Annotated in this window: 19 protein-coding genes; 15 read left to right on the plus strand and 4 right to left on the minus strand. The window is 69.0% G+C overall.

Annotated elements, in window-relative coordinates; genetic code table 11:
- Nucleotides 1-504 precede the first annotated feature (504 nt).
- From CEK65_RS19485 to CEK65_RS19525, 9 genes are read left to right on the plus strand one after another with little or no spacing between them, the layout of a single operon-like run.
- Nucleotides 505-825, plus strand: a complete 321-nt coding sequence (locus CEK65_RS19485; protein WP_017908422.1) for an STAS domain-containing protein — start codon at nt 505-507, stop codon at nt 823-825.
- A gap of 13 nt (nt 826-838) precedes the next feature.
- Nucleotides 839-2,923 carry a chemotaxis protein CheA gene (locus tag CEK65_RS19490; protein ID WP_152182707.1) on the plus strand — a complete coding sequence of 695 codons (2,085 nt, stop codon included), beginning with the start codon at nt 839-841 and terminating at the stop codon, nt 2,921-2,923.
- Between the two features lie 57 nt (nt 2,924-2,980).
- The gene (locus CEK65_RS19495; RefSeq protein WP_152182708.1) at nt 2,981-5,119 is read left to right on the plus strand and encodes a methyl-accepting chemotaxis protein; all 2,139 of its coding nucleotides are present in this window, start codon (nt 2,981-2,983) and stop codon (nt 5,117-5,119) included.
- Nucleotides 5,120-5,173: 54 nt separating this feature from the next.
- Nucleotides 5,174-7,168 (plus strand): methyl-accepting chemotaxis protein, encoded by a 1,995-nt coding sequence (locus tag CEK65_RS19500; RefSeq protein ID WP_152182709.1) that lies wholly within the window; start codon nt 5,174-5,176, stop codon nt 7,166-7,168.
- 46 nt (nt 7,169-7,214) lie between these two features.
- Nucleotides 7,215-9,131, plus strand: a complete 1,917-nt coding sequence (locus CEK65_RS19505; protein WP_152182710.1) for a methyl-accepting chemotaxis protein — start codon at nt 7,215-7,217, stop codon at nt 9,129-9,131.
- Between the two features lie 9 nt (nt 9,132-9,140).
- The gene (locus tag CEK65_RS19510) at nt 9,141-9,674 is read left to right on the plus strand and encodes a chemotaxis protein CheW (protein WP_026143817.1); all 534 of its coding nucleotides are present in this window, start codon (nt 9,141-9,143) and stop codon (nt 9,672-9,674) included.
- A gap of 49 nt (nt 9,675-9,723) precedes the next feature.
- Nucleotides 9,724-10,995 (plus strand): EAL domain-containing response regulator, encoded by a 1,272-nt coding sequence (locus CEK65_RS19515; RefSeq protein WP_152182711.1) that lies wholly within the window; start codon nt 9,724-9,726, stop codon nt 10,993-10,995.
- 16 nt (nt 10,996-11,011) lie between these two features.
- Nucleotides 11,012-11,818, plus strand: a complete 807-nt coding sequence (locus tag CEK65_RS19520) for a CheR family methyltransferase (protein ID WP_026144438.1) — start codon at nt 11,012-11,014, stop codon at nt 11,816-11,818.
- Between the two features lie 28 nt (nt 11,819-11,846).
- Nucleotides 11,847-12,923, plus strand: coding sequence for a chemotaxis response regulator protein-glutamate methylesterase (locus CEK65_RS19525; protein WP_152182712.1), 1,077 nt, complete (start codon nt 11,847-11,849; stop codon nt 12,921-12,923).
- 198 nt (nt 12,924-13,121) lie between these two features.
- On the opposite strand, the gene CEK65_RS19530 is transcribed toward CEK65_RS19525, so the two are convergent.
- Nucleotides 13,122-13,940, minus strand: coding sequence for an AraC family transcriptional regulator (locus CEK65_RS19530; protein WP_152182713.1), 819 nt, complete (start codon nt 13,938-13,940; stop codon nt 13,122-13,124).
- Between the two features lie 188 nt (nt 13,941-14,128).
- On the opposite strand from CEK65_RS19530, the gene CEK65_RS19535 reads away from it, so the two are divergent.
- The 3 genes from CEK65_RS19535 to CEK65_RS19545 all read left to right on the plus strand — a co-directional run bounded on the left by CEK65_RS19535 (nt 14,129) and on the right by CEK65_RS19545 (nt 18,502).
- Nucleotides 14,129-15,532 (plus strand): MFS transporter, encoded by a 1,404-nt coding sequence (locus CEK65_RS19535; protein ID WP_017913263.1) that lies wholly within the window; start codon nt 14,129-14,131, stop codon nt 15,530-15,532.
- Between the two features lie 29 nt (nt 15,533-15,561).
- Nucleotides 15,562-17,547 carry a beta-L-arabinofuranosidase domain-containing protein gene (locus CEK65_RS19540; RefSeq protein ID WP_152182714.1) on the plus strand — a complete coding sequence of 662 codons (1,986 nt, stop codon included), beginning with the start codon at nt 15,562-15,564 and terminating at the stop codon, nt 17,545-17,547.
- A 232-nt stretch (nt 17,548-17,779) separates the two neighbouring features.
- Nucleotides 17,780-18,502, plus strand: a complete 723-nt coding sequence (locus CEK65_RS19545) for a 4'-phosphopantetheinyl transferase superfamily protein (RefSeq protein WP_152182715.1) — start codon at nt 17,780-17,782, stop codon at nt 18,500-18,502.
- 133 nt (nt 18,503-18,635) lie between these two features.
- On the opposite strand, the gene CEK65_RS19550 is transcribed toward CEK65_RS19545, so the two are convergent.
- Together CEK65_RS19550 and gpmA are read right to left on the minus strand one after the other, a co-directional pair.
- A complete protein-coding gene (locus CEK65_RS19550) occupies nt 18,636-18,884 on the minus strand; it encodes an SHOCT domain-containing protein (RefSeq protein WP_152182716.1) in 249 nt (82 codons plus the stop codon).
- A gap of 36 nt (nt 18,885-18,920) precedes the next feature.
- The gene (gene gpmA / locus CEK65_RS19555; RefSeq protein ID WP_010342084.1) at nt 18,921-19,670 is read right to left on the minus strand and encodes a 2,3-diphosphoglycerate-dependent phosphoglycerate mutase; all 750 of its coding nucleotides are present in this window, start codon (nt 19,668-19,670) and stop codon (nt 18,921-18,923) included.
- A 238-nt stretch (nt 19,671-19,908) separates the two neighbouring features.
- Here gpmA and nfi point away from each other — a divergent pair, with 238 nt between their 5' ends.
- The 3 genes from nfi to CEK65_RS19570 all read left to right on the plus strand — a co-directional run bounded on the left by nfi (nt 19,909) and on the right by CEK65_RS19570 (nt 22,634).
- Nucleotides 19,909-20,616, plus strand: coding sequence for a deoxyribonuclease V (nfi, locus tag CEK65_RS19560; RefSeq protein ID WP_152182717.1), 708 nt, complete (start codon nt 19,909-19,911; stop codon nt 20,614-20,616).
- Between the two features lie 332 nt (nt 20,617-20,948).
- Entirely contained in the window at nt 20,949-21,818 is an 870-nt protein-coding gene (locus tag CEK65_RS19565; RefSeq protein ID WP_152182718.1) for a pirin family protein, read from the plus strand.
- Between the two features lie 348 nt (nt 21,819-22,166).
- Nucleotides 22,167-22,634 carry a hypothetical protein gene (locus CEK65_RS19570; RefSeq protein WP_010342081.1) on the plus strand — a complete coding sequence of 156 codons (468 nt, stop codon included), beginning with the start codon at nt 22,167-22,169 and terminating at the stop codon, nt 22,632-22,634.
- Nucleotides 22,635-22,775: 141 nt separating this feature from the next.
- Here CEK65_RS19570 and CEK65_RS19575 read toward each other — a convergent pair whose 3' ends face one another.
- Nucleotides 22,776-23,636, minus strand: coding sequence for a pirin family protein (locus tag CEK65_RS19575; protein ID WP_152182719.1), 861 nt, complete (start codon nt 23,634-23,636; stop codon nt 22,776-22,778).
- Nucleotides 23,637-23,906 lie beyond the last annotated feature (270 nt).

A 23,906-nucleotide genomic window follows, 5' to 3' on the forward strand; every position in this document is an offset into this window, starting at 1 on the left:
TACAGATAACTATCGTAGGTTGTATGTTTATTTTTGAATATGGTAAAGCAAGAGCCACAGAGAAGACCGTCGCTAGACTCAGCGCAGTGATAAATGGATGTGAAAGAGCAGCCCTCCCCCCCGCCCCCGCCCCGGACCGCCACAACGTTCGGTGGCGTATGGGCGCTCGCACCGCTGTGTTCCCTGGCCTGCAGCGGTCTTCACGTGAAGACCGCCGCCACGTCGCACGTATGGCGCGGCTTTTTGACGCCTTCCCCGTTGCCGCGACTGGCACGGCGCATGCAGAAACGTAAGGACCGACCGCATCGGCGCGGTTATGGGATCCGCGTCCTGGCACCGGTCTGAACCACTCAGGCTCGCGTGCGGCTTGCGAGACAAATGCTTCACGCGGGCTAAATATTCCTAAATATTTCCCGTCCGCGCCGATATCGCTGGTACCCAGGCCTGCACACGCCCTTCACGGCGTGGCGCCGGCTTTCCACTCGCCACTGCCGGAGACCCGCCATGCGCTCGACGCCCCCCGACGAACAGGATCCGCCGCTGCAGTTGATCGTGGACGGCGACATGACCATCCGCCATGCGGCCGAACTGAAGCCGCTGCTGCTGCCCGCGCTGGAGCATCCCGGCGGCCTGCGCCTGCAGGTGCAGGCGGTGAACGACATCGACGCCACCGGCGTGCAACTGCTGCTGGCCACCCAGGCCGCGCTGCGCGCGCTGGGACGGCCATTCCAGCTCGAGGGCTGCACCAAGGCGGTCGGCGACGCGCTGGACCTGCTCGGCCTGGGCGACGCGTTCGAGCGCGTCGGCGACGACACTCTTCACTAATCGGCAGCACGACATGAACATGGATCAATTGCTGCAGACCTTCATCGCCGAGAGCCGCGACCTGCTCGAGGACATGGAACGCAACCTGCTGGAAGCCGAGCGCGGCGAAGCCGGTCCCGACGCGGTCAACGCGATCTTCCGCGCCGCCCATACCATCAAGGGCTCCGGCGGCCTGTTCGATCTGGCGCAACTGGTCGGCTTCACCCATGTGGTGGAGAGCGTGCTGGACCTGGTGCGCGAGCAGGCCGTCGCGCTGGATTCGGAACTGATCCAACTGATGCTGGCCTGCTGCGACCACATCCGCACCCTGGTGGAAGCGGCCGCCGGCGCCGAGGCGGACGAAGCCACGCTGGCCACCGAGGGTGCGCCGCTGCTGGAACGCCTGCAGACCTACCTGCACCCTGCTGCCACGCCGGCCGCCAAGGCCAGCGCCGCCGCAACGCCCGCGGCGCCGGCGCAGACCGGCTACTGGCGGATCTCGCTGCAGTTGTTCACCGATGCGCTGCGCTTCGGCAACTCGCCGCTGCACCTGATCCGCTGCCTGCGCAGCCTCGGCAGCCTGGAAGCGGTGCGCACCCGTCACGAGCGCGTGCCGGCATTGCCGGAACTGGATCCGGAGGCCTGCTACCTGGGCTTCGACATCCTGCTGCGCAGCGACGCGCAGCAGGCTGCGATCGAGGACATCTTCGAATTCGTGCGCGACGACTGCGACCTGCAGGTGCTGGCGGTGGACCCGCACGGCGACGCCGCCAACCTGGATCTGCCGCTGCTGGTGGCCGAGGCCGGCAGCCAGGCCAGCGCCGACGACTTCGCCGGTTTCGAGAGTGCCGCCACACCGGAGGCCGCGCCGGCTGCAGCCGCACCGGCCATGCCCAATGCGCCGGCCGCGGCAGCGGCCCCCGCCGCCAATGCCGGCCCCGCCAAGGCCGCCGGCGCGCGCGGCGAAGGCGGCTCGATCCGCGTCGACGCCGACAAGCTCGACCGCATGATCGACCTGGTCGGCGAGCTGATCATCGCGGTCGCCAGCACCGGCGCCAACGCGCAGCGCACCGGCGATGCGCAGTTGCTGGAGTCCACCTCGATCCTGGCCGGGCTGGTCGAAGAGGTGCGCGAAAGCGCGCTGCAGCTGCGCATGGTGAAGATCGGCGGCACCTTCAGCCGCTTCCACCGCGTGGTCCACGACGTGGCCCGCGAACTGGGCAAGGACATCGCGCTGGTGGTCAATGGCGAGGACACCGAGCTGGACAAGTCGGTGGTGGAGAAGATCGCCGATCCGCTGACCCACCTGGTGCGCAACGCCATGGATCACGGCATCGAACCGGCCGAGGTGCGCCAGGCGCGCGGCAAGCCGGTGCGCGGCACGGTGCGGCTCAACGCCTTCCACGATTCCGGCAGCATCGTCATCCAGATCAGCGACGACGGCGGCGGCCTCAACCGCGACCGGATCCTGGCCAAGGCGCTGGAACGCGGCCTGATCGAACCCGGCCGCCAGCTCTCCGACCGCGAGGTGTTCGCGCTGATCTTCGAGCCGGGCTTCTCCACCGCCGAGAAGGTCACCAACCTGTCCGGCCGCGGCGTCGGCATGGACGTGGTCAAGCGCAACATCGCCGCGCTGCGTGGCAGCGTCGACATCAGCAGCCAGCAGGACGTCGGCACCACCATCTCGGTGCGGCTGCCGCTGACCCTGGCGATCATCAACGGCTTCCAGGTCGGGGTCGGCAAGTCGGTGTTCGTGGTGCCGCTGGACGTGGTCGAGGAATGCGTGGAGTTCGCGCCGAACTACCAGAGCGAGTACATCGACCTGCGCGGCAACGTGCTGCCCTACGTGCGCCTGCGCTCGCTGTTCGCCATCGCCGGCGCGCCGCCGGCGCGCGAGAGCATCGTGGTGATCCGCCAGGGCTCGCAGCGTTTCGGCCTGGTGGTCGACACCCTGCTCGGCGAGTGGCAGACCGTGATCAAGCCGCTCTCCAAGGTCTTCGCCCAGGTCAAGGGCATCAGCGGCTCCAGCATCCTCGGCAGCGGGGGGGTCGCGTTGATCCTGGACGTGCCGTCGCTCATCGGCCAGTTGCAACCCGGCACCGAATCGCTGGCGGCCTGAACCGCCGCATCGCCTGCCGTCATTCCTACGTCACGCCATCAACCAGGAATCGCCGTCATGTCCCAGAACCGGATGCCCCTTACCACCCTGCCGACGGCCGCGGTCGTCGCCGTCGCCCTGCCCGCCGCCGCGGCCGTCGCGGCGCTGGCGCTGCCGCTGGCCGGCGGCCTCGCCTGGGCTGCGGTCGCCGTGGCCACGCTGGTCGCCGGCCTGGTGCTGGCCGGCAGCGTGCGTTCGGCGCAGCAAACGTCCGCTGCCGCGCAGCGCGAACTGGACCTGGCCCGCACCGGTCTGCAGGCGCTGGCGCTGGGCGAACTGGAGCGCGTGGACGCGACCGCCGGCGGCAGCGAGATCGGCCAGGCCCTGCTCGCCGCGCAGCGGCCGCTGCGGCAGTTGCAGGCCGACGTCGCGCACATGACCCGCGCGCACGCCGCCGGCGACTGCGACGTGATGCTGGATGCCGCGCAGTCCAGCGGCGCCTATCGGGCCGTGGCCGGCGACATCAACCAACTGGTCGGCGCCCACATCGGCGTCTGCAAGCAGGCGATCGATTGCGTGGGCGAGTTCGGCCGCGGCAACTTCGCCGCGCCGCTGGCCGCGTTCCCGGACAAGAAGGCCTACATCAACGACACCATCGAGCAGGTGCGGCGCAACATGCTCGGCCTGATCGCCGAAATGCGCCGCGTCGCCGAGGAGCACGATGCCGGCGAGATCGACGCCAGCATCGACAGCGCGCACTTCCAGGGCGACTTCCGCAGCATGGCCGACGGCATCAACCGCATGGTCGGCGGCCACATCGCGGTCAAGAAGCAGGCGATGGGCGTGGTCGCCGAGTTCGGCCGCGGCAACTTCGACGCTGGCATGCCGCAGCTGCCCGGCAAGAAGGCCTTCATCAACGACACCATCGAGCAGGTGCGCGGCAACTTCAAGCGCCTGATCGGCGAGATCGCGCGCATGTCCGACGAGCACGACAAGGGCGACATCGACGTGCAGATCGACTGCACCCATCTGGACGGGGAATTCTGCGCGATCGGCAAGGCCATCAACCGCATGGTCGCCGCGCACATCGCGGTCAAGAAGCAGGCGCTGGGCGTGGTCGCCGAGTTCGGCCGCGGCAATTTCGACGCGCCGATGCCGCAGCTGCCGGGCAAGAAGGCCTTCATCAACGAGATCATCGAACAGACCCGCGGCAATCTGCGCAGCGTCGGCGACGTGATCAAGGTGATGGGCGCGATGGCCGAGGGCGACCTCAGCCGCCAGGTGCAGGGTCACTACGAAGGCGCCTTCGCCGACATGCAGCGCTACGTCAACGCCACCATCGACAAGCTCACCAGCATAGTCAACGAGGTCAACGGCAACGCCGTCACCCTGGCCAGCGCCGCCGAGGAACTGTCCTCCACCGCGCAGTCGCTGAGCCAGGCGGCCAGCGAGCAAGCCGCCGGCGTGGAGGAGACCAGCGCCTCGCTGGAGCAGATGACCGGCTCCATCGCCCAGAACGCGGAAAACGCCAAGGTCACCGACGGCATGGCCAGCAAGGCCTCGCGCGAAGCCGCCGAAAGCGGCGAGGCGGTACGCGCCACCGTCTCGGCGATGAAGGAGATCGCGCGCAAGATCGGCATCATCGACGACATCGCCTACCAGACCAACCTGTTGGCCCTGAACGCGGCGATCGAGGCCGCGCGCGCCGGCGAGCACGGCAAGGGCTTCGCCGTGGTCGCCGCCGAGGTGCGCAAACTGGCCGAACGCAGCCAGGTGGCGGCGCACGAAATCAGCGATGTCGCCAGCACCAGCGTGAACCTGGCCGAGACCGCCGGACGCCTGCTCGGCGAGATGGAACCGTCGATCCGCCGTACCTCCGACCTGGTACAGGAGATCACCGCCGCCTCCGAGGAGCAGAGCTCCGGGGTCGGCCAGATCAACACCGCGGTGGTCCAGCTCAGCCAGACAACACAGCAATCTGCTGCCAACGCTGAAGAATTGGCCGCCACGGCCGAAGAAGTAAGCAGCCAGGCAGAACAGTTGCAAACGCTCATGAGCTTCTTCACCACCGGCGCCACCACCACGCCGACGCAGGCCCCGCAACCGCGACGTGTGCCCACGCCGATTCAGCGCGTGCCCCGCTCGCGCGGCTTCGGCGGCCCCGCCGCCACAGCCCAGGCCGCCCGCCTGGAAGAAGCCGCGTTCGTTTCGTTCTGACCCTTCCCGTACCGGCCGGCAGGCTGGTGCTTCTTCCCCGTACAGGTCCCCGGTATGTCCAACTCCCTTTCGCTGTCCTCCAAGCTGTGGACCGGTTCGGCCATCGCCGTCGCGCTGCCTTTGGCCGCCGCCGCGTGCGGGTTCGCCCTCGGCCTGCCCGGCGGGCAGACCCTGGCGCTGGGCATCGGCGCCACGGTACTCGCCGCCGCGGTGTTGGCGTATACCGTCCACGCCATCACCCGCTCGCTGCGGATCGCCACCACCACCCTGGCGCGCTTTGCCAACGGCAACTTCGAGGTGGTGATGCCGACCGTGCGCAACGACCAGGCCTGCGAGGTGCTGCTGGCGTTGCGCCAGGTGCAGACCGGGGTGCGCCAGATCAACGAGGAGATCGTCCGCATGTCGCGCGAGCACGACGCCGGCGACATCGACGTGGTGATCGAGAGCCACCGCTTCGACGGCGAGTTCAAGGTCATCGCCGAGGGCATCAACCGCATGGTCGGCGACCACATCGCCACCAAGAAGAAGGCCATGGCCTGCATCGCCGAGTTCGGCCGCGGCAACTTCGACGCGCCGTTGGAGACGTTCGCGGGCAAGAAGGCGTTCATCAACGAGACCATCGAACAGGTACGGCGCAATCTGCTGGGGCTGATCGCGCAGATGAAACACATGTCCGCGCAGCACGACGCCGGCGACATCGACGTGATGATCGAGAGCCACCGCTTCGAAGGCGACTTCCGCAGCATGGCCGACGGCATCAACCGCATGGTCGGCGACCATATCGCGACCAAGAAGAAGGCGATGGCCTGCATCGCCGAGTTCGGCCGCGGCAACTTCGACGCGCCGTTGCAAGCCTTCCCCGGCAAGAAGGCGTTCATCAACGACACCGTGGAACAGGTGCGGGCCAACCTGCGCGCGCTGATCCGCGACACCAGCCTGCTCGCCGACGCGGCCGCGGCCGGGCGCCTGGAGGTCCGCGCCGACGGCAACCTGCACCAGGGCGACTTCCGCCGCATCGTCGACGGCATCAACCTGACGCTGGACACGGTGATCGGCCCGCTCAGCGAAGCCGGCGCGGTGCTCAAGGCGATCGAGAGCGGCGACCTGACCCGGATGGCGGACGTGCAGTGCCAGGGCCAATTGAAGGAGCTGTGCGACAGCATCAACGCCACCGTATCGCGCCTGTCGCAGGTCGTCGGCGAGGTCAACATCAACGCCGAGGCCCTGGCCAGCGCCTCCGAGCAGGTCAGCGCCACCGCGCAGTCGCTGAGCCAGGCGGCCAGCGAACAGGCCGCCGGCGTGGAAGAGACCAGCGCCTCGCTGGAGCAGATGACCGCCTCCATCGCGCAGAACACCGAGAACGCCAAGGTCACCGACAGCATGGCCGCCAAGGCCGCCCGCGAAGCCAACGAAGGCGGCGATGCGGTGCGCTCGACGGTGGCGGCGATGAAGCAGATCGCGCAGAAGATCGGCATCATCGACGACATCGCCTACCAGACCAACCTGCTGGCGCTGAACGCGGCGATCGAGGCCGCGCGCGCCGGCGAACACGGCAAGGGCTTTGCGGTGGTGGCGGCGGAAGTGCGCAAGCTCGCCGAGCGCAGCCAGGTGGCGGCGCAGGAGATCGGCCAGGTCGCCGAGTCCAGCGTGGAGCTGGCCGAGAACGCCGGCAAGCTGCTCGACCAGATGGTGCCGTCGATCCGCCGCACCTCCGACCTGGTGCAGGAGATCACCGCCGCCTCCGAGGAGCAGACCTCCGGCGTCGGCCAGATCAACGCGGCGGTCGGCCAGCTCAACCAGACCACCCAGCAGGCCGCGGCCAACTCCGAGGAACTGGCCGCCACCGCCGAGGAAATGAGCGGCCAGGCCGAGCAGCTGCAGCAGCTGATGAGTTTCTTCCGCACCAACCAGGTCGTGGCGCCGCGGCGCCCGACGGCGGCTCCCGGCGGTTCGTCGCGCAAGACGGCGCCGGTGCGCAAGCGCGGGTTCGGGGAGGTCGGCCTGGCACTGGTGCCGACGCCGGACGAAGCCCACTTCGACACTTTTTAATAACCACATCCGTATATCCAACAGGGGGATCACGGTGTTCAAGCAAATGAAAATCGCTACCAGAATCGGGCTCGGCTTCGCCGCGGTCTTGCTGCTCATGCTGGGCATGGGCCTGTTCGCAGTGGACAAGCTGGCCAAGGTCAACCAGGCGTCCACCGAAATCGCCACGAACTGGATGCCCAGCATCCAGTATATCCAGGCCATGAACACCAACATCTCCGACCTGCGCGTGGCCGAATTGCAGCACGTGGTCACCGAAAGCCCGCAGGAAATGCGCAATTTCGACCAGAAGATGGATCAGATCCTGGCCGAATACGCCAGCAACCGCGACCATTACGTCAAGCTGATTTCCTCGGACGAGGAACAGCGCATCTATACCAACTTCAACAGCGAGTTCGAGAAGTACCTGGCCTTGCACAAGCAGGTCCTCGACCTGTCGCGGACGCTGAAAACCAGCGAGGCGATGGCGTTGTTGAATGGCGACCAGCAAAAGCTGTACGACGACGCATCGTCGATTCTCGACAGCTTGGTCGTACTGAACACCAAGGGAGGCCAGGACGCCAGCGTGGAGGGCGACACGCTCTACGCCAGCGCGCGGCAGTGGATCGTCGCGGTGATCGTGGCGTGCGTGCTGCTTGGTTTGGGCATTTCGGTCTTCATCGTGCGCGGCCTGATGCGCCTGCTCGGCGGCGAGCCGGCCTATGTGGCCGAGATCGCCAACAAGGTGGCGCAGGGCGACCTCGACCTGGAGGTGGCGGTGCGCGCGAACGACAAGAGCAGCGCACTGTATGCGATGCGCAGCATGGTCGAGCGGCTGAAGCTGGTCATCGACGGCCAGCGCCGCGTGGTCGCGGCCGCCAACCGCGGCGACTTCTCCGAACGCATCGCACTGGACGGCCTGGCCGGGTTCCAGCGCGAGATGGGTCAGGGCCTGAACGATCTGGCGACCACGACCGGCGGCAGCATCCAGGACGTGGTGCGGGTGATGGGCGGCCTGGCCGAGGGCGACCTGACCCAGAGCATCGACAAGCACTACGACGGCGCCTACGCCGAAATGAAGAACTACATCAACGACACCATCGCCCGCCTGTCGCAGGTGGTCAGCGAGGTCAACGGCAATGCCGAATCGCTGGCCAGCGCGTCGGAAGAGGTCAGCGCGACCGCGCAGTCGCTGAGCCAGGCGGCCAGCGAGCAGGCCGCCGGCGTCGAAGAGACCAGCGCCTCGCTGGAGCAGATGACCGCGTCGATCTCGCAGAACACCGAAAACGCCAAGATCACCGACGGCATGGCCAGCAAGGCCTCCAGCCAGGCGCTGGACGGCGGCGAATCGGTGCGGGCGACCGTGCAGGCGATGAAGCAGATCGCGCAGAAGATCGGCATCATCGACGACATCGCCTACCAGACCAACCTGCTGGCCCTGAACGCGGCGATCGAGGCCGCGCGTGCCGGCGAGCACGGCAAGGGCTTTGCGGTGGTCGCCGCGGAAGTGCGCAAGCTGGCCGAACGCAGCCAGATCGCGGCGCAGGAGATCGGCGACGTCGCCAGCTCCAGCGTGGAACTGGCCGAGAACGCCGGCAAGCTGCTGGACGAGATGGTGCCGTCGATCAAGCGCACCTCCGACCTGGTGCAGGAGATCACCGCCGCCTCCGAGGAGCAGACCTCCGGCGTCGGTCAGATCAATGCCGCGGTCGGCCAACTCAACCAGACCACCCAGCAGGCCGCGTCCAACTCCGAGGAGCTGGCCGCCACGGCCGAGGAGATGAGCGCGCAGGCCGAACAGCTGCAGCAGCTGATGAGCTTCTTCAAGGTGCAGGGCGCCCCGCCGGCCAGGACCGCGGCGCGACGTCCCGGCGCCGGGCGCGGCCGCAACGGGCAGGCCGGTCCCAAGCCGATCGCGCGCGTCGCCAACGGCCAGCTGGTCCTGGCGGATTCGCTCGACGAAGCCCACTTCGAAACCTTCTGAGACATGGCCATGAACGCTCCCGCTTCGCTCTCACCCTCCGACGCCGGCGACCTGGCCACGGACCAGTTCCTGACCTTCCTGCTGGGCAAGGAAATGTTCGGCGTCGGCATCCTCGGCATCAAGGAGATCATCGAGTACCGCACGCCGACCGACGTGCCGATGATGCCGCCCGCGTTGCGCGGGGTGATCAACCTGCGTGGCGCCGTGGTGCCGGTGGTGGACCTGCAGCAACGCTTCGGCCGCGCGCCCAGCGAGATCAGCAAGCGCACCTGCATCGTCATCATCGAGGTGGCCAGCGGCGAGGAACGCCAGGTGCTGGGCCTGCTGGTGGACGCGGTCAGCGAGGTGCTGGAGATCGCCACCGCCGACATCGCGCCGCCGCCGGCCTTCGGGACCGGCATCCGCCGCGATTTCATCCACGGCATGGGCAAGGTCGGCGAGCGCTTCGTGATCCTGCTCGCCGCCGATGCGGTGCTGGCGCCCCAGGAGTTCGCCAGCATGACCGCGCTCGACGCCCACCTGGAAGAAGGCATCGCCGCCTGAGCGGCCGTTGCCACTTAGCGCCCCGCCCTTTCCTCGAAACGGATTTCGCATGCCCACGTCCCCCGACACCGCCGCCCTGCACCACTTCGGAACGGTCCTGGTGGTCGACGACAGCCAGGTCCAGCGCGAACATGCGCTGGCCCTGTGCCAGCGCATGGGGGCGGTGGCGGTGGAAGGCGCGGCCGACGGCCATGCCGCGCTGGCACGGGTGACCCAGGGGCCGCCGCTGGGGCTGTTGATCGTGGATCTGGAAATGCCCGGCATGGACGGCGTGCAGTTGCTCGACGCACTGGCCCGCTGCAGCGTGCGCGTGCCGATCGTGGTCGCCTCGCAGCGCGGCGCGGCCCTGATCGACTCGGTGCTGCAGGTCGGGCGCAGCAACGGCCTGCAGGTGCTGGCGGGGCTGGAGAAACCGCTGCGCGCCGCCCAGCTCGCGGCCGCGGTGCGCGCCCACGCGCCGAGCGCACCGGCACCACGTGACGACGCCGAGGCGCCCGGCGAGGCGACCATGGCGGCGATGCTGCGCGAGGCACTGCAACACGGCGAGATCGAGGTGGCCTACCAGCCCAAGGTGGACATGCGCAGCGGCCGGGTCGGCGGCGTGGAAGCGCTGGCGCGCTGGCGCCATCCCAGCGCCGGGCCGATCGCGCCGGACCGCTTCATCGCCGTGGCCGAGCGCGAAGGCCTGATCCATGCGCTCACCGCCTGCGTCGCCGACCAGGCGATGGCACGGCTGGCGGCGTGGAAACAGGACGGGTTCCAGCTGACCCTGGCGTTGAACCTGTCGCCGAGCATGCTGCAGGACCCGAACCTGCTCGACGAACTGCTCGGGCTGCTGCGCCAGCATGGGCTGGCGCCGTCGGACCTGGTGCTGGAAATCACCGAAAGCTCGCTGGTCTGCGGCAGCGCACTGGGCATGCTGGCACGGCTGCGGCTGCAGGGCTTCGGCCTGTCGCTGGACGACTACGGCACCGGCTTCTCCTCGCTGCAGCAGCTCACCCGCATCCCCTTCACCGAACTGAAGATCGACCGCATCTTCGTCCACGACGCGCACCGCAGCCGCAACCTGCGCACGGTCCTCGAATCGGCGCTGGGCATGGCCCAGCGGCTGGGCCTGAGCACCGTCGCCGAGGGCATCGAAACGGTGGAGGACTGGACCCTGCTGCAGGAGCTGGGCTGCGACTTCGGCCAGGGCTACCTGCTGGCGCGCCCGCTGGGCGGCGGCGCGCTGCACGCCTGGCTGCTGGAGCACCAGCGCCTGCTGCAGGAACACGGTCCCAGCGGCAACGCCAGCATCCCCGCTCCCGCCCCTCCCCACTGACCGACCGGCCATGACCATGACCAGCCACGACACCATCACCGAGCAGGAATTCGGCCGGTTCCAGCGTTTCATCTTTGACGCCGCCGGCATCACCATCTCGCCGGCCAAGAAAGCCATGCTCTGCGGACGCCTGGGCAAGCGCCTGAAGGCGCATTCGCTGCAGACCTACACCCAGTACCTCAAGCTGCTGGAAAGCCGCGAGGGCAGCGGCGAGGTGCAGACCGCGATCGACCTGCTGACCACCAACGAAACCTATTTCTTCCGCGAACCCAAGCACTTCGACCTGCTGCGCAGCATCGCCGCCGCGCACACCGGCAGTACGCCGTTCCGTTGCTGGAGCGCGGCCAGTTCCAGCGGCGAGGAGGCCTACAGCATGGCCATGGTGCTGGACGATACCCTGCAGGGCCGCCCCTACGAGGTGATCGGCACCGACATCAGCACGCGCGTGCTGGCCAAGGCGCGGACCGGCCATTATCCGCTGCTGCGCATCGAGCACATGCCGCCGGCCATGCTCAAGCGCTACTGCCTCAAGGGCCGCGGCGAGTACGAGGGCAGCATGCTGATCGACCGCAAGATCCGCGACCATGTGCGCTTCCTGCACGCCAACCTCAACGCGACGCTGCCCAACCTGGGCCAGTTCGACGTGGTGTTCCTGCGCAACGTGATGATCTACTTCAACGGCCAGACCAAGCGCGAAGTGGTGGCGCGGGTGCTCGGCACGCTCAAGCGCGGCGGCATCTTCTGCATCGGCCACTCCGAAAGCCTCAACGACGTCAACGGCGACGTGGTGCAGATCGCGCCGTCGGTGTACCGCAAGCCATGAACCACGACGTCCCAGGAGGGAACCCCGCATGACCACGATCAAGGCCATGGTGATCGACGATTCGGCGGTGGTGCGCCAGGTGCTGGTCGCTGTGCTCAACGACGCGCCCGGCATCGAGGTCATCGCCGCCGCGGCCGACCCGCTGCTGGCGATGGACAAGATGCGCCAGCAGTGGCCAGACGTGATCGTGCTGGACGTGGAGATGCCGAAGATGGACGGCATCACCTTCCTGCGCAAGATCATGAGCGAACGCCCCACCCCGGTGGTGATCTGCTCCACGCTCACCGAGAAGGGCGCGCGGGTGACCATGGACGCGCTGGCCGCCGGCGCGGTGGCGGTGGTGACCAAGCCCAAGCTCGGCCTCAAGCAATTCCTCACCGACTCGGCCGAGGAAATGATCGCCACGGTGAAGAGCGCGGCGCGCGCCAACGTCAAGCGCCTGTCGTCGCGGCCGGCCGTGGCGCCGGCGGAGCCAGAGATCAAGCACACCGCCGACGTGATCCTGCCCGCACAGGGCGGCCGCGCGCTGTCGCAGACCACCGAACGGGTGGTGGCGATCGGCACCTCCACCGGCGGCACCCAGGCGCTGGAGGAAGTGCTGACCGCGCTGCCGCGGGTCAGCCCCGGCATCGTCATCGTCCAGCACATGCCGGAAAAGTTCACCGCCGCCTTCGCCGCACGCCTGGACACGCTGTGCCAGATCTCGGTGAAGGAAGCGGCCAACAACGACCGCGTGGTGCCGGGACGCGCGCTGATCGCGCCGGGCGGCAAGCACATGCTGCTGCGGCGCAGCGGCGCGCAGTACTTCGTCGAAGTGCTGGACGGGCCGCCGGTGAACCGGCACCGGCCATCGGTGGACGTGCTGTTCCGCTCCGCCGCGCGCGCCGCCGGCGGCAACGCGCTGGGCATCATCATGACCGGCATGGGCGACGACGGCGCGGTCGGCCTGCTGGAGATGCGCCAGGCCGGCGCACGCACCGTGGCCCAGGACGAACAGAGCAGCGTGGTGTTCGGCATGCCCAAGGAAGCGATCAAGCGCGGCGGCGCGGAGAAGATCCTGCCGCTCAACGCGATGGCGCGCGAGATCGGCCAGCAGCTGAGCTAGCCCAGCCGGCCGCCGCACCACCCTGCCGCAGGAGCCGCTTCAGCCGCGACGAAGCATTCCCATGAATGTCGGTCGCGGCTGAAGCCGCTCCTGCAAACGCGGGCAGCCAAGCCCTGTCCCTGCCACACACCTTGCAGCGCGCAGCGGCGCAAGCAGGTTCGCGGCAAGCGGCGACGCACATGCGCCCGCAAGCCCCCCTCACCCCGAATTGATGTGCTCCTTGCAGTACAGCCGCCGATACGCACTGGGGGTCATGCCCAGGCGCTGGCGGAACACGCGGCGGAAGTAGCCGCTGTCGCTGAAGCCGGCGCGCTGCGCCACGTCATCCACCGCGCAGGTGTTGACCAGCAGCAGCTTCTCGGCGAAGGCGATGCGCTGGCGATGGATCGCCTCGGTCAGCGTGGTGCCGAAGCTGCGCCGGTAGATGCGGCCCAGATAATCCGGATTGCAGTGCAGTTGCGCGGCCAGCGACGAGGCGGTGAGCGCGGTGTGGAACTGGGTGCCGACCAGTTGCTTGGCACGGTACGCCAGCGCCACCCCGGCGCGTTCGGAATCGTGCGGATCCGGCCAGGCGCCGGCCACGCATTGCAGCATCGACAGCACGATCGGTTCCAGCATCGGCAGCGTGCGCCGTTCCTCCTGCTCGGCCAGGAACCAGCGGAACAGGCCGACGAAGCGATCCGGATCGCGGATCGCAGTGCGCTGCGGCATCGACAGCGCCACCGCGTTGTCCGCCTGCGCCGCGCCCGGTTCCAGTTCGAAATGCACCCAATAGAACCGCAGGTCGTCCGGGAACTGGCCCAGGCCGGCGTGCGCGCGGCCGGGCCACAGCAACAGCGTCTCGCCGGGGCCGACGTGGAAGTCGTTGTCCTGTTCGCGAATCGAGAGGATGCCGCGCTCGACGAAGATCAGCTCGTAGGACTGGATCACCCGCGCCGGATGCGCACCCACGCCGCGGGAAATGAACAGGCCTCCGTTCTGGACCCGGATCGGATAGGCGACGGCGAATTCGAGCATGTCGGAAACGTCTCCCCTTGCCTGCGCGACGCTGCACTGCAGCATTCGAATGAGCGATGCCGCGCAAGGACGCCGCGGCCGCCATGGTCGGAATCGTACCGGTTTTATACCGCACAGACTCTTGTCGCGGGTGCGCCGCCATGCCACTTTGCGCTGGCGCCGGACCGGGCGCGCCAGGAGCCGTTACGTTGACCGCGACCGCCATCGGCCACGCCACCGCAGACGCCGCACCGGCCGCGACCACGCCGCGTCTGTCGCGCCTGGAGAAGTTCGGCTACGGCCTCGGCGATGCCGGCGGCACGGTGGTCACCTGCCTGATCGCCAACTTCCTCACCTTCTTCTACACCGACGTGTTCGGCCTGACCCCGGCGCTGGTCGGCACCCTGTTCACCGTGCTGCGCGTGGCCGACGCGGTGTCCGATCCGGTGATGGGCCTGATCGCCGATCGCACCCGCAGCCGCTGGGGCCGGTTCCGCGCCTGGCAACTGTGGGTCGCCGTGCCGATCGGCATCGCCTGCGTGCTGACCTTCAGCGCGCCGCAGCTGAGCGCCGGCGCCAAGATCGCCTACGCCTTCGCCAGCTACTTCCTGCTGTCGCTGTGCTACACCGCGATCAACGTGCCCTACTGCGCGCTGATCAACAGCATGACCGGCGACCACCGCGACGTGGTCTCGGCGCAATCCTGGCGCTTCGTGCTGTGCGGCATCGCCGGCTTCCTGGTGTCGGTCGGGCTGCCGTGGCTGGTGCGGGAACTGGGCAACGGCGACGCCGCGCGCGGCTACCAGCTCGGCGTGGGCGTGCTGGCGGTGCTGGCGGTGGCGATGTTCCTGTGCTGCTTCTTCGCCGTGCGCGAACGCGTGCCGGTCAGCCTGCTCGGCGGCGCCGGCATCGGCGCACATCTGCGCGGCCTGCTGCAGAACGACCAGTTGCGGCTGGTGCTGCTGATGTCGTTCCTGCTGATCAACGTCTACAACATCCGCGGCGGCGCCTATCTGTACTTCATCACCTACGTGCTCGGCGGCAGCAGCGGCTACGCCTCGCTGTTCTTCGCGATGGTGGCGCTGGCCACGGTACTCGGCGCGATCGTGGTCAACGCGCTGTGCCGCCGCTTCGATCCGCTGGCGCTGTACCTGCACACCAACCTGGCGCTGGCCGCGTTCGGCGTGGCGCAGTGGTGGCTGCCGACCGGACCGGCGCAGCAGACGCTGTGGCTGGGGGTGATCTTCGTGCACTGCCTGGTGCTGGGCTTCGCGCTGCCGCTGCACTTCTCGCTGATGGCCTTCGCCGACGACTACGGCGCCTGGAAGAACCGGGTGCGTTCCTCGGGCATCAACTTCGCCTTCAACCTGTTCTGCATCAAGCTGGCCTGGGCCTCGAGCGCGGTGGTGATCAGCGCGCTGTTCGTCTACGCCGGCTACCGCGCCGGCGCCGCGCAGCAGAGTCCCGCCTCGCTGCAGGCCATCACCCTGCTGGAAACCCTGATCCCCGCCGGCCTGCACCTGCTGCTGGCCGCGGTGATCCTGCGCTGCCGGCTGCGCCGGCCGCTGCTGGCGAATATCGCCGCCGATCTGGCCGCACGCCCGGTGCACTGACCTTCCCCACTCTCCAGGATCTCCGCTCCATGCCGCATTCGCCCGTGCCGTCCCCGGAACTGCCGCTCGCCCACCTGCGCATCGCCGATCCGTTCTGGCAGCGCTACCAGCGCCTGGTGCAGGAGGTGGTGCTGCCCTACCAGTGGGACGCGCTCAACGACAACGTCGCCGATGCCGAACCCAGCCATGCCATCGAGAACTTCCGCATCGCCGCCGGCCGCAGCGACGGCGCGTTCTACGGCATGGTGTTCCAGGACAGCGACGTGGCCAAATGGCTGGAAGCGGTGGCCTACCTGCTCGCACAGCATCCCGATCCGGCGCTGGAGCGCGATGCCGACGCCACCATCGAGCTGATCGGGGCCGCGCAGCAGGCCGACGGCTACCTCAACACCTACTTCACGGTGAAGGCGCCGCAGGAACGCTGGACCAACCTGGCCGAGTGCCACGAGCTGTACTGCGCCGGGCACATGATCGAGGCCGGCGTGGCCTACTTCCAGGCCACCGGCAAACGCACCCTGCTCGACATCGTGTGCCGGCTCGCCGACCACATCGACGCCACCTTCGGCCCTGGCCCCACGCAGTTGCACGGCTACCCCGGGCATCCGGAGATCGAACTGGCACTGATGCGCCTGTACGAAGCCACGGGCGAGGCGCGCTATCTGGCACTGGCGCGTTACTTCGTCGAACAACGCGGCACCACGCCGCACTACTACGACGAGGAGTACGCCAGGCGCGGCCAGACCTTCTTCTGGGGCGGGCACGGCCCGGCCTGGATGATCCAGGACAAGGCCTACAGCCAGGCGCATCTGCCGGTGGCGCTGCAGGACACCGCGGTCGGCCATGCGGTGCGCTTCGTGTACCTGTACGCCGGCGTGGCGCATCTGGCCCGGCACAGCGGCGACGCCACCCTGCGCGCGGCCTGCGAGCGCCTGTGGGACAACGCCACCCAGCGACAGATGTACCTGACCGGCGCGATCGGTGCGCAGAGCTACGGCGAAGCCTTCAGCGTCGACTACGACCTGCCCAACGACACCGCCTACAACGAGAGCTGCGCCTCGATCGGGCTGATGATGTTCGCCAACCGCATGCTGCAGCTGGCGCCGGATGGCCGCTACGCCGACGTGATGGAGCGGGCGCTGTACAACACCGTGCTGGGCGGCATGGCCCTGGACGGGCGCCACTTCTTCTACGTCAACCCGCTGGAAGTGCACCCGCCCACGGTGCACGGCAACCACACCTTCGACCACGTCAAGCCGGTGCGCCAGCGCTGGTTCGGCTGCGCCTGCTGCCCGCCCAACATCGCCCGCGTGCTGACCTCGCTCGGCCACTACCTCTACACCCGCCGCGACGACACGCTGTACGTGAACCTCTATGTCGGCAGCGACGCGCGGTTCGAGGTCGGCGGGCAGACCCTGACCCTGCGCCAGCGCGGCGAATATCCGTGGCAGGACACGATCGCCTTCGAGGTGGAGTGCGGCGCCCCGGTGGAGACGGCGCTGGCGCTGCGCCTGCCGGACTGGTGCCAGGCGCCGCAGTTGCTGCTCAACGGCGAGCCGGTGGCGATCGACGCGCACCGCCAGCACGGCTACTGCGTGCTGCGCCGGCGCTGGCAGTCCGGCGACACCCTGCAGCTGCGCCTGCCGATGCCGCCGATGCGGGTCAGCGGGCACCCGCGCGTGCGCCACCTGGCCGGCAAGGTCGCGGTGCAACGCGGGCCGCTGGTGTACTGCCTGGAGCAGGCCGACAACGGCGCCGACCTGCATCAGCTGCGCCTGCCGGCCAACGCCACGCTGCAGGCCGTACCCGGCACCGGCGCGCTCGCCGGCCAGGTGCTGCTGCAAGCCACCGGCGAACGCCTGCACGGCGACGTCGACGCCGCGGCCGCACCGCTGTACCGCTACGATGCGCCGCCGCCGACGCGGCAGCCGCAGCCCCTGACCTTCGTGCCCTACTTCGCCTGGGCCAATCGCGGCGAGGGCGAAATGCGGGTGTGGGTGGACGCCAGCGACGGCTGAAGGCAACGCTGCGGAACGTCTGCTGCAGGAGCAGCTTCAGCCGCGACCGGCGTTACCGGGAACGCAGGTCGCGGCTGATCCCGCAGAAGGGGACAAGCGCAGCTCCTACCGGACAAGCTGCATTCGGATGAATCCTTGCGGAAACAGGTCACCACAGCGATGCCTGCCCTGCGGCGCCTCATTGGCCGCATCGCACGCGCCGCACGGCCAGCGCACGCTCTAAGCTAGGGCCATGGATGCCCTGGCCTTCGCCGCCCCGCCGTTCGCCCGCCTCGCCCTCGGCGCGCATCGCATCGCCGTGCCGGACGCCTGGCTGCTGCCGTTCGAGGTCGATGCCTTCGACAGCGACGATTTCCAGCGCCACCGGGTGCAGCAGCCGCCGTCGATCGCGCGCAGCGTGCGCAAGCGCCAGGCCGAGTACCTGGCCGGACGGCGCGCGGCGCTCGCCGCGCTGCGGGCGGCCGGAAGCACGGCCACCGACCTTCCGATCGGCCCCGACCGCGCGCCGCTCTGGCCAGAGGGTTTCCTCGGCAGCCTCTCGCATACCGACGGCGTGGCGGTCGCCATCGCCATGCCGACGTCCGCCGCAGCCAACGGCATCGGCCTGGATATCGAACGTGTGGTGGCGGCGGACCAGCTCGAGGCGATCCGCAGCGTGGCCCTGGACGCCAGCGACTGTGACGCATTGGCTGCGCTCGCCCGCGTCCGCGGCTGGCCGTATGCGCTGACCCTGGGCTTTTCGGCGAAAGAGAGTTTCTACAAGGCCACCGCGGCGACCGTCGGCCGCTTCTTCGATTTCGACGCCTTGCGCATCGAAGGCTGCGAGCCGGCCAGCGGCAGCGTAGAGACGCGGATCGCCACGCCGCTGGCGCCGGCCTTGCCGGCCGGACAAGCGCACCGTCTGCGCTGGGTGGACGTGCAGCCCGGGCTGCTGCTCACCAGTTGCGTCTGGTAAGGGCAGTCCGGGGTTACGCCGTTGCCGCGCAGCTGCGGCAACGCGCGCGGCATGCAACACGCGGCGCGGCGTCGACACCGCGCTTCCGCTTGGCAGGCCGCGAGAACGCGGCGCCTGCCGAGGCATCACACACTCACAACGCGGCCAGGATCTGCTCGCGCCGGCGCGTGTACTCCGCCGCATCGATCAGCCCCTGCGCCTTCAGCTGCTCCAGCGCGCGCAGGCGCTGCTCGACCGAGTCGACGGGAGGCAATGGCGGCGGCGCCGCGGCCGGCCGGCGCCGCTGGGCGCGGATCGCCAGCCACACCACCATGCCGATCAGCAGCGGCAAGGCGAGCAAGACCAGCAGGATGAGCCAATGCCAGATACTGAATCCACCCATCGCGTTCTCCTGCCGGCCGCGTGCCGATCCTGGTGCTTACTTCGCCTTGCCCTGATTGGCCACCGCTTCGGCGGCCTTCTTGGCCGCTTCCGGGTCGCCCAGGTAGCGGTAGGACTGCACCTGCAGGCTGTCGTCCAGTTCGAACAGCAGCGGGATGCCGGTGGGAATGTTGAGTTCGAGGATTTCTTCGCGCGAGACGTCGTTCAAGTACTTGTACAGCGCGCGCAGCGAGTTGCCATGGGCGGTGACCAGCACGGTCTGCCCGGCCTTGAGCTGCGGCGCGATGGCGTCGTGCCAGTACGGCAGCACGCGCTCGAGCGTGGTCGCCAGCGACTCGGTGGCGGGCAGCGCATTGCGGTCCAGGGTGGCGTAGCGGCGGTCGTGCAGCGGATGGCCCGGATCCTCGGCGTCCATCGGCGGCGGCGGGATGTCGTAGGAGCGGCGCCAGATCTTGACCTGGTCCTCGCCGTGCTTGGCCGCGGTCTCGGCCTTGTCCAGGCCCTGCAGGCCGCCGTAGTGGCGCTCGTTGAGACGCCAGCTCTTGTGCACCGGCAGCCAGTCCTGGTCGAGTTCCTTCAGCGCGCCCTGCAAAGTGTGGATGGCGCGCTTGAGCACCGAGGTATGGGCGACGTCGAACTGCAGCCCCTCCTCGCGCATCAGCCGGCCGGCGGCCACGGCTTCCTGGCGGCCCTGCTCGGTCAGGTCGACGTCGACCCAGCCGGTGAAGCGGTTATCCAGGTTCCACTGGCTCTGGCCATGGCGCAACAGTACGAGTTTGCGGGTCACTGCGACGGTCTCCGTTGGGGGATGCGTGGGTCGTGCGGCCCTGGATTGTAGCTCTTGGCTGGGAATGGGGAATCGGGAATGGGGAATCGTTGAAGCAGTTCCCGCGCGGCTCTGACCAGCAGGCGGCGCTTGGCTGTCCGGCTTGCTGGAGAACAAAGCCGTTGCGATTCCCCATTCCCCATTCCCGATTCCCAGCCTCTCCACACCCCAGCCACGACCGTGGCGCGATCATCGGCGCATGGACACTTCTTCGCACTCCGTATTCGGCGACTGGGACGGCAGCATCGTGCAGGCGCGCGCGCTGCAGGCGACGCTGGCGCGCCAGGTCAGCCTGCAGGACGAGGTGCCCGACCCGCCGCGCTGGCTGGCCGGCTTCGACGTCGGCTTCGAGGACGACGGCCAGGTCACCCGCGCCGCCGCGGTACTGCTCGACGCGCAGACCCTGCAGCCGCACCAGGCCGAGATCGCCCGCGTGCCCACCTCGATGGCCTACGTGCCCGGCCTGCTCAGCTTCCGCGAACTGCCGGCCTTGCTGGCTGCGCTGGATCTGCTGCGGCAGCGCCCGGACCTGGTGTTCGTCGACGGCCAGGGCATCGCCCATCCGCGCCGGCTCGGCATCGCCGCGCACTTCGGCGTGGTCACCGGGCTGCCCAGCATCGGCGTGGCCAAGACCTTGCTGGCCGGCCGCTTCGAGGAGCCCGGCGCGCAGGCCGGCGACCACAGCCCCATCGTGCATCGCGGCGAGGTGGTGGGCTGGGCGCTGCGCAGCAAGCTGCGCTGCAATCCGCTGATCGTCTCGCCCGGCCATCGTGTGGCGGTGGACAGCGCGCTGCAGTGGACCCAGCGCTACCTGCGTGGCTATCGTCTGCCGGAGCCGACCCGGCTGGCCGATCGGCTGGCCTCGCGCCGCGGCGAGGTGGCGATCGCCCAGCCGGGCTTGCTATAGCCTCGGCATCCGCTGGCGCGACTGCGAAAGCGCACTCGCCGCATCCGCACTGTCGTGTCGCGTCCGAGGCGGACGCGTTGGATTGAAACCACATGGCGTTGTCGCCACCGGCGTCGTCGATCGGTCGCCCCCGCCCGGGGGCGTGGATCCACGCAGTCGCCTGTCGCCTGCGTCGTGTCGCGATGCGCACCTGCGAACGCGCATCACCTGCGCAAGAGAGGCGCACACCAGTCGCCGCGGCATGCGGAACATTGCGTCTTGCGCCGCCGGCGTCCGTGCCACGCGTCCGCATGCGAAGCTTGCGCTCCGTTCCTGCCACCACGAGCGCCGGCATGCCCACCCTGATCGCCCCCCGCGTCCACGATATCGGCGGCTTCGAAGTGCGCCGCGCCGTCCCCAGCGTGCAGGCGCGCAGCGTCGGCCCCTTCGTCTTCATCGACCACATGGGCCCGGCGGTGTTCGAGCCGGGCCACGGCGTGGACGTGCGCCCGCATCCGCACATCGGCCTGGCCACGGTCACCTTCCTGTGGTCCGGCGAGATCGGCCACCGCGATTCGCTCGGCTCCGACCAGGTGATCCGCGCCGGCGACGTCAACTGGATGACCGCCGGCCGCGGCATCTCCCACTCCGAACGCACACCGACCACGCTGCGTGAGCATGCGCATCCGCTGCACGGCATGCAGACCTGGGTGGCGCTGCCGAAATCGGCGGAAGAGATCGCACCGGCGTTCTACCACCATGCCGCCGCCAGCCTGCCGCAGCAGCGCCGCGACGGCGCGTGGCTGCGGGTGATCGCCGGCCGCGCCTACGGCGAGGAATCGCCGGTCACGGTGTTCGCCGACACCCTCAACGTGGCCCTGGACCTGGAGGCGGACGCCGAAATCGACCTGGACGCGCGGCACGTCGAGCGCTCTCTGTACATCCTGGAAGGCGAGGCGCAACTGGACGGCGTGGACATTCCGGCGCGGCACCTGGTCCTGCCCGAGCCCGGCGCGCGCGGGCGGCTGCGCGCCAAGACCCCGCTGAAGGCCATGCTGATGGGCGGGGAACCGCTGGATGGCCCGCGCCACCTCTGGTGGAACTTCGTGTCCAGCTCGTTGGAACGCATCGAGCAGGCCAAGCAGGATTGGCGCGAGGGCCGCTTCGGGACGATCCCCGGCGACGACCAGGAATTCATTCCGTTGCCCGAACCCGGCCGCTGAGCCGGCGGCAGGCCTGCATCGGGCCACCGCCCCCCCACACGCGAAGCGCCACCGCCCTCGTCCCGCCGCGATCCGCGCCCGCAACCGCCTGATCGGCGCAGCCGGGCGGGTGCCGGCATGCCGTACCACGCGTACGGACATTCCGGAATCCGCATCCCAATTGTCAGCGCGGCCATGCTGGGCTATGGTGCAGACGCGGCCGCGCACGCGTGACCGCACACGGGACACGCACTGCGTCGGGGGATGCACTGCCGGGATCCCGCACAGGATGGGCGCTCCCGCAGACGACGCCGCAGGCGTGCGTATGGATCGAACGCGTCGCATCGCGGCGTATGGGGAACATCGCGAATGAAGACACTCTTGCGCAAGGCGCTGCTGACCGCTGCGGCGGCGTTGCCCGCCGCTGCCGCCACCGCGCAGCAGGCACAGAACTGCCCACCGCTGCCGCCGCAGAGCAAACTGCAATGGAGCGAACGCAGCGACAAGGGCTTCATCGTCTGCCGCGCCAGCGATGCCGACGGACGTCAGGTGCTGGGCATGATGCTCACCGCGCGCGACCCGAACATTCCGCTGCAGCGCACGCTGCGCGAGGAAAAGGGTGCCATCGCCGGCGAAGCGGTGTATTGGTACCGGCCGGATGTGGGCGGTGTCGAGTTGCCGAACCAGGCCACACGCCGCATCACGGTTGCGGAACTGAAGAAGGACCAGTACGCACAGGTGTGGATCGATGCCGCCGACGCCCAGGAACTGCAGACACTGCAATCGCTGGTGCAGGGCCTGGACATGCGCCAGTCGAGCCTGGCGCTGGAGCGCTGAGGAGGCGCACTGCGCCATGCACTGCGGTCTCCCGTAGCAGCGGCTTCAGCCGCGACGGCGTTATCGGGAATGCCTGTCGCGGCTGAAGCCACTCCTACGAGGAAACAAACCCTCGCACCACATGCGGCGCGAAACGCGCGCTCAGAAGCGCCCTTCCTGGAAATCCACGAAGGCCTGCATCAGTTCCTGGCGCGTGTTCATCACGAACGGTCCATGCCGCGCCACCGGCTCGCGCAACGGCCGTCCGGCGACCAGAATCAGCCGTGCGCCCTGCGTGCCGGCCTGCAACTGCAGCAGGTCGCCGCCGCCGAGCACCGCCAGCGTCTGCGCCGGCAGCATGCGCGCCGCCTCGCCTTCGCCCAGCGCCGCTTCGCCCTCGAACATGTAGGCGAAGGCGTTGTGCCCGGCCGGCAGTTCGAACGCCCAGCGCGTGCCGGCGTCCAGCGCGATGTCCAGATACAGCGGGTCGGTGGCCGGCTGCGCGATCGGGCCGTGCACCTCGCCGACCTGGCCGGCGATCACCTTGACCGTCACCCCCGGCGCCGGCTGCGCCACCGGGATGCGCTCGGGCGCGAATTCCTGGTAGCGCGGCGCGGTCATCTTGTCGCGCGCCGGCAGGTTCACCCACAACTGGAAGCCGCGCATGCGCCCGTGTTCCTGCTCCGGCATCTCCGAATGCACCAGGCCGCGGCCGGCGGTCATCCACTGCACGCTGCCCGGGGTCAGCAGGCCCTCGTTGCCATGGTTGTCCTTGTGCCGCATGCGCCCGTCGAGCATGTAGGTGACGGTCTCGAAGCCACGGTGCGGATGGCTGGGGAAACCCCCGATGTAGTCCTCGGCCCGGTCGGTGCCGAACTCGTCGAGCAGCAGGAACGGATCCAGTTCGGGCAGCGCACCGCCGCCGATGACGCGGGTCAGCTTGACCCCATCGCCGTCGGCGGTGGCGTGGCCGCGAATGGCACGCAGGATGCGCGCGGGGGCGACGGTGGTGGAAGCGGTCATGGCGGACGATCTCCTGATGAGCTCCCTACTGTGGGTGCCGCCGCCACCGCGGCCAACCGCGACCGGCGCAACCCATCGTTCCATCGTCTGCGGCGACTGGTTCCCTTCCCCCCACCGGGAGAAGGTGCCCCGCAGGGGCGGATGAGGGTACGGGCGCAGCCTCGTGCGCTGTCCCATTGGCACAGGCTGGCTTCGCGATGGCTTCGCCCCGTACCCTCACCCCAACCCCTCTCCCGGGGGGAGAGGGGCTCGCGCCTTTTCTCTTCCCCC

Origin of the sequence: Xanthomonas sp. LMG 12459 (assembly GCF_009192905.1) — a bacterium.
In the GTDB taxonomy this organism is placed as follows: Bacteria; Pseudomonadota; Gammaproteobacteria; order Xanthomonadales; family Xanthomonadaceae; genus Xanthomonas_A; species Xanthomonas_A sontii.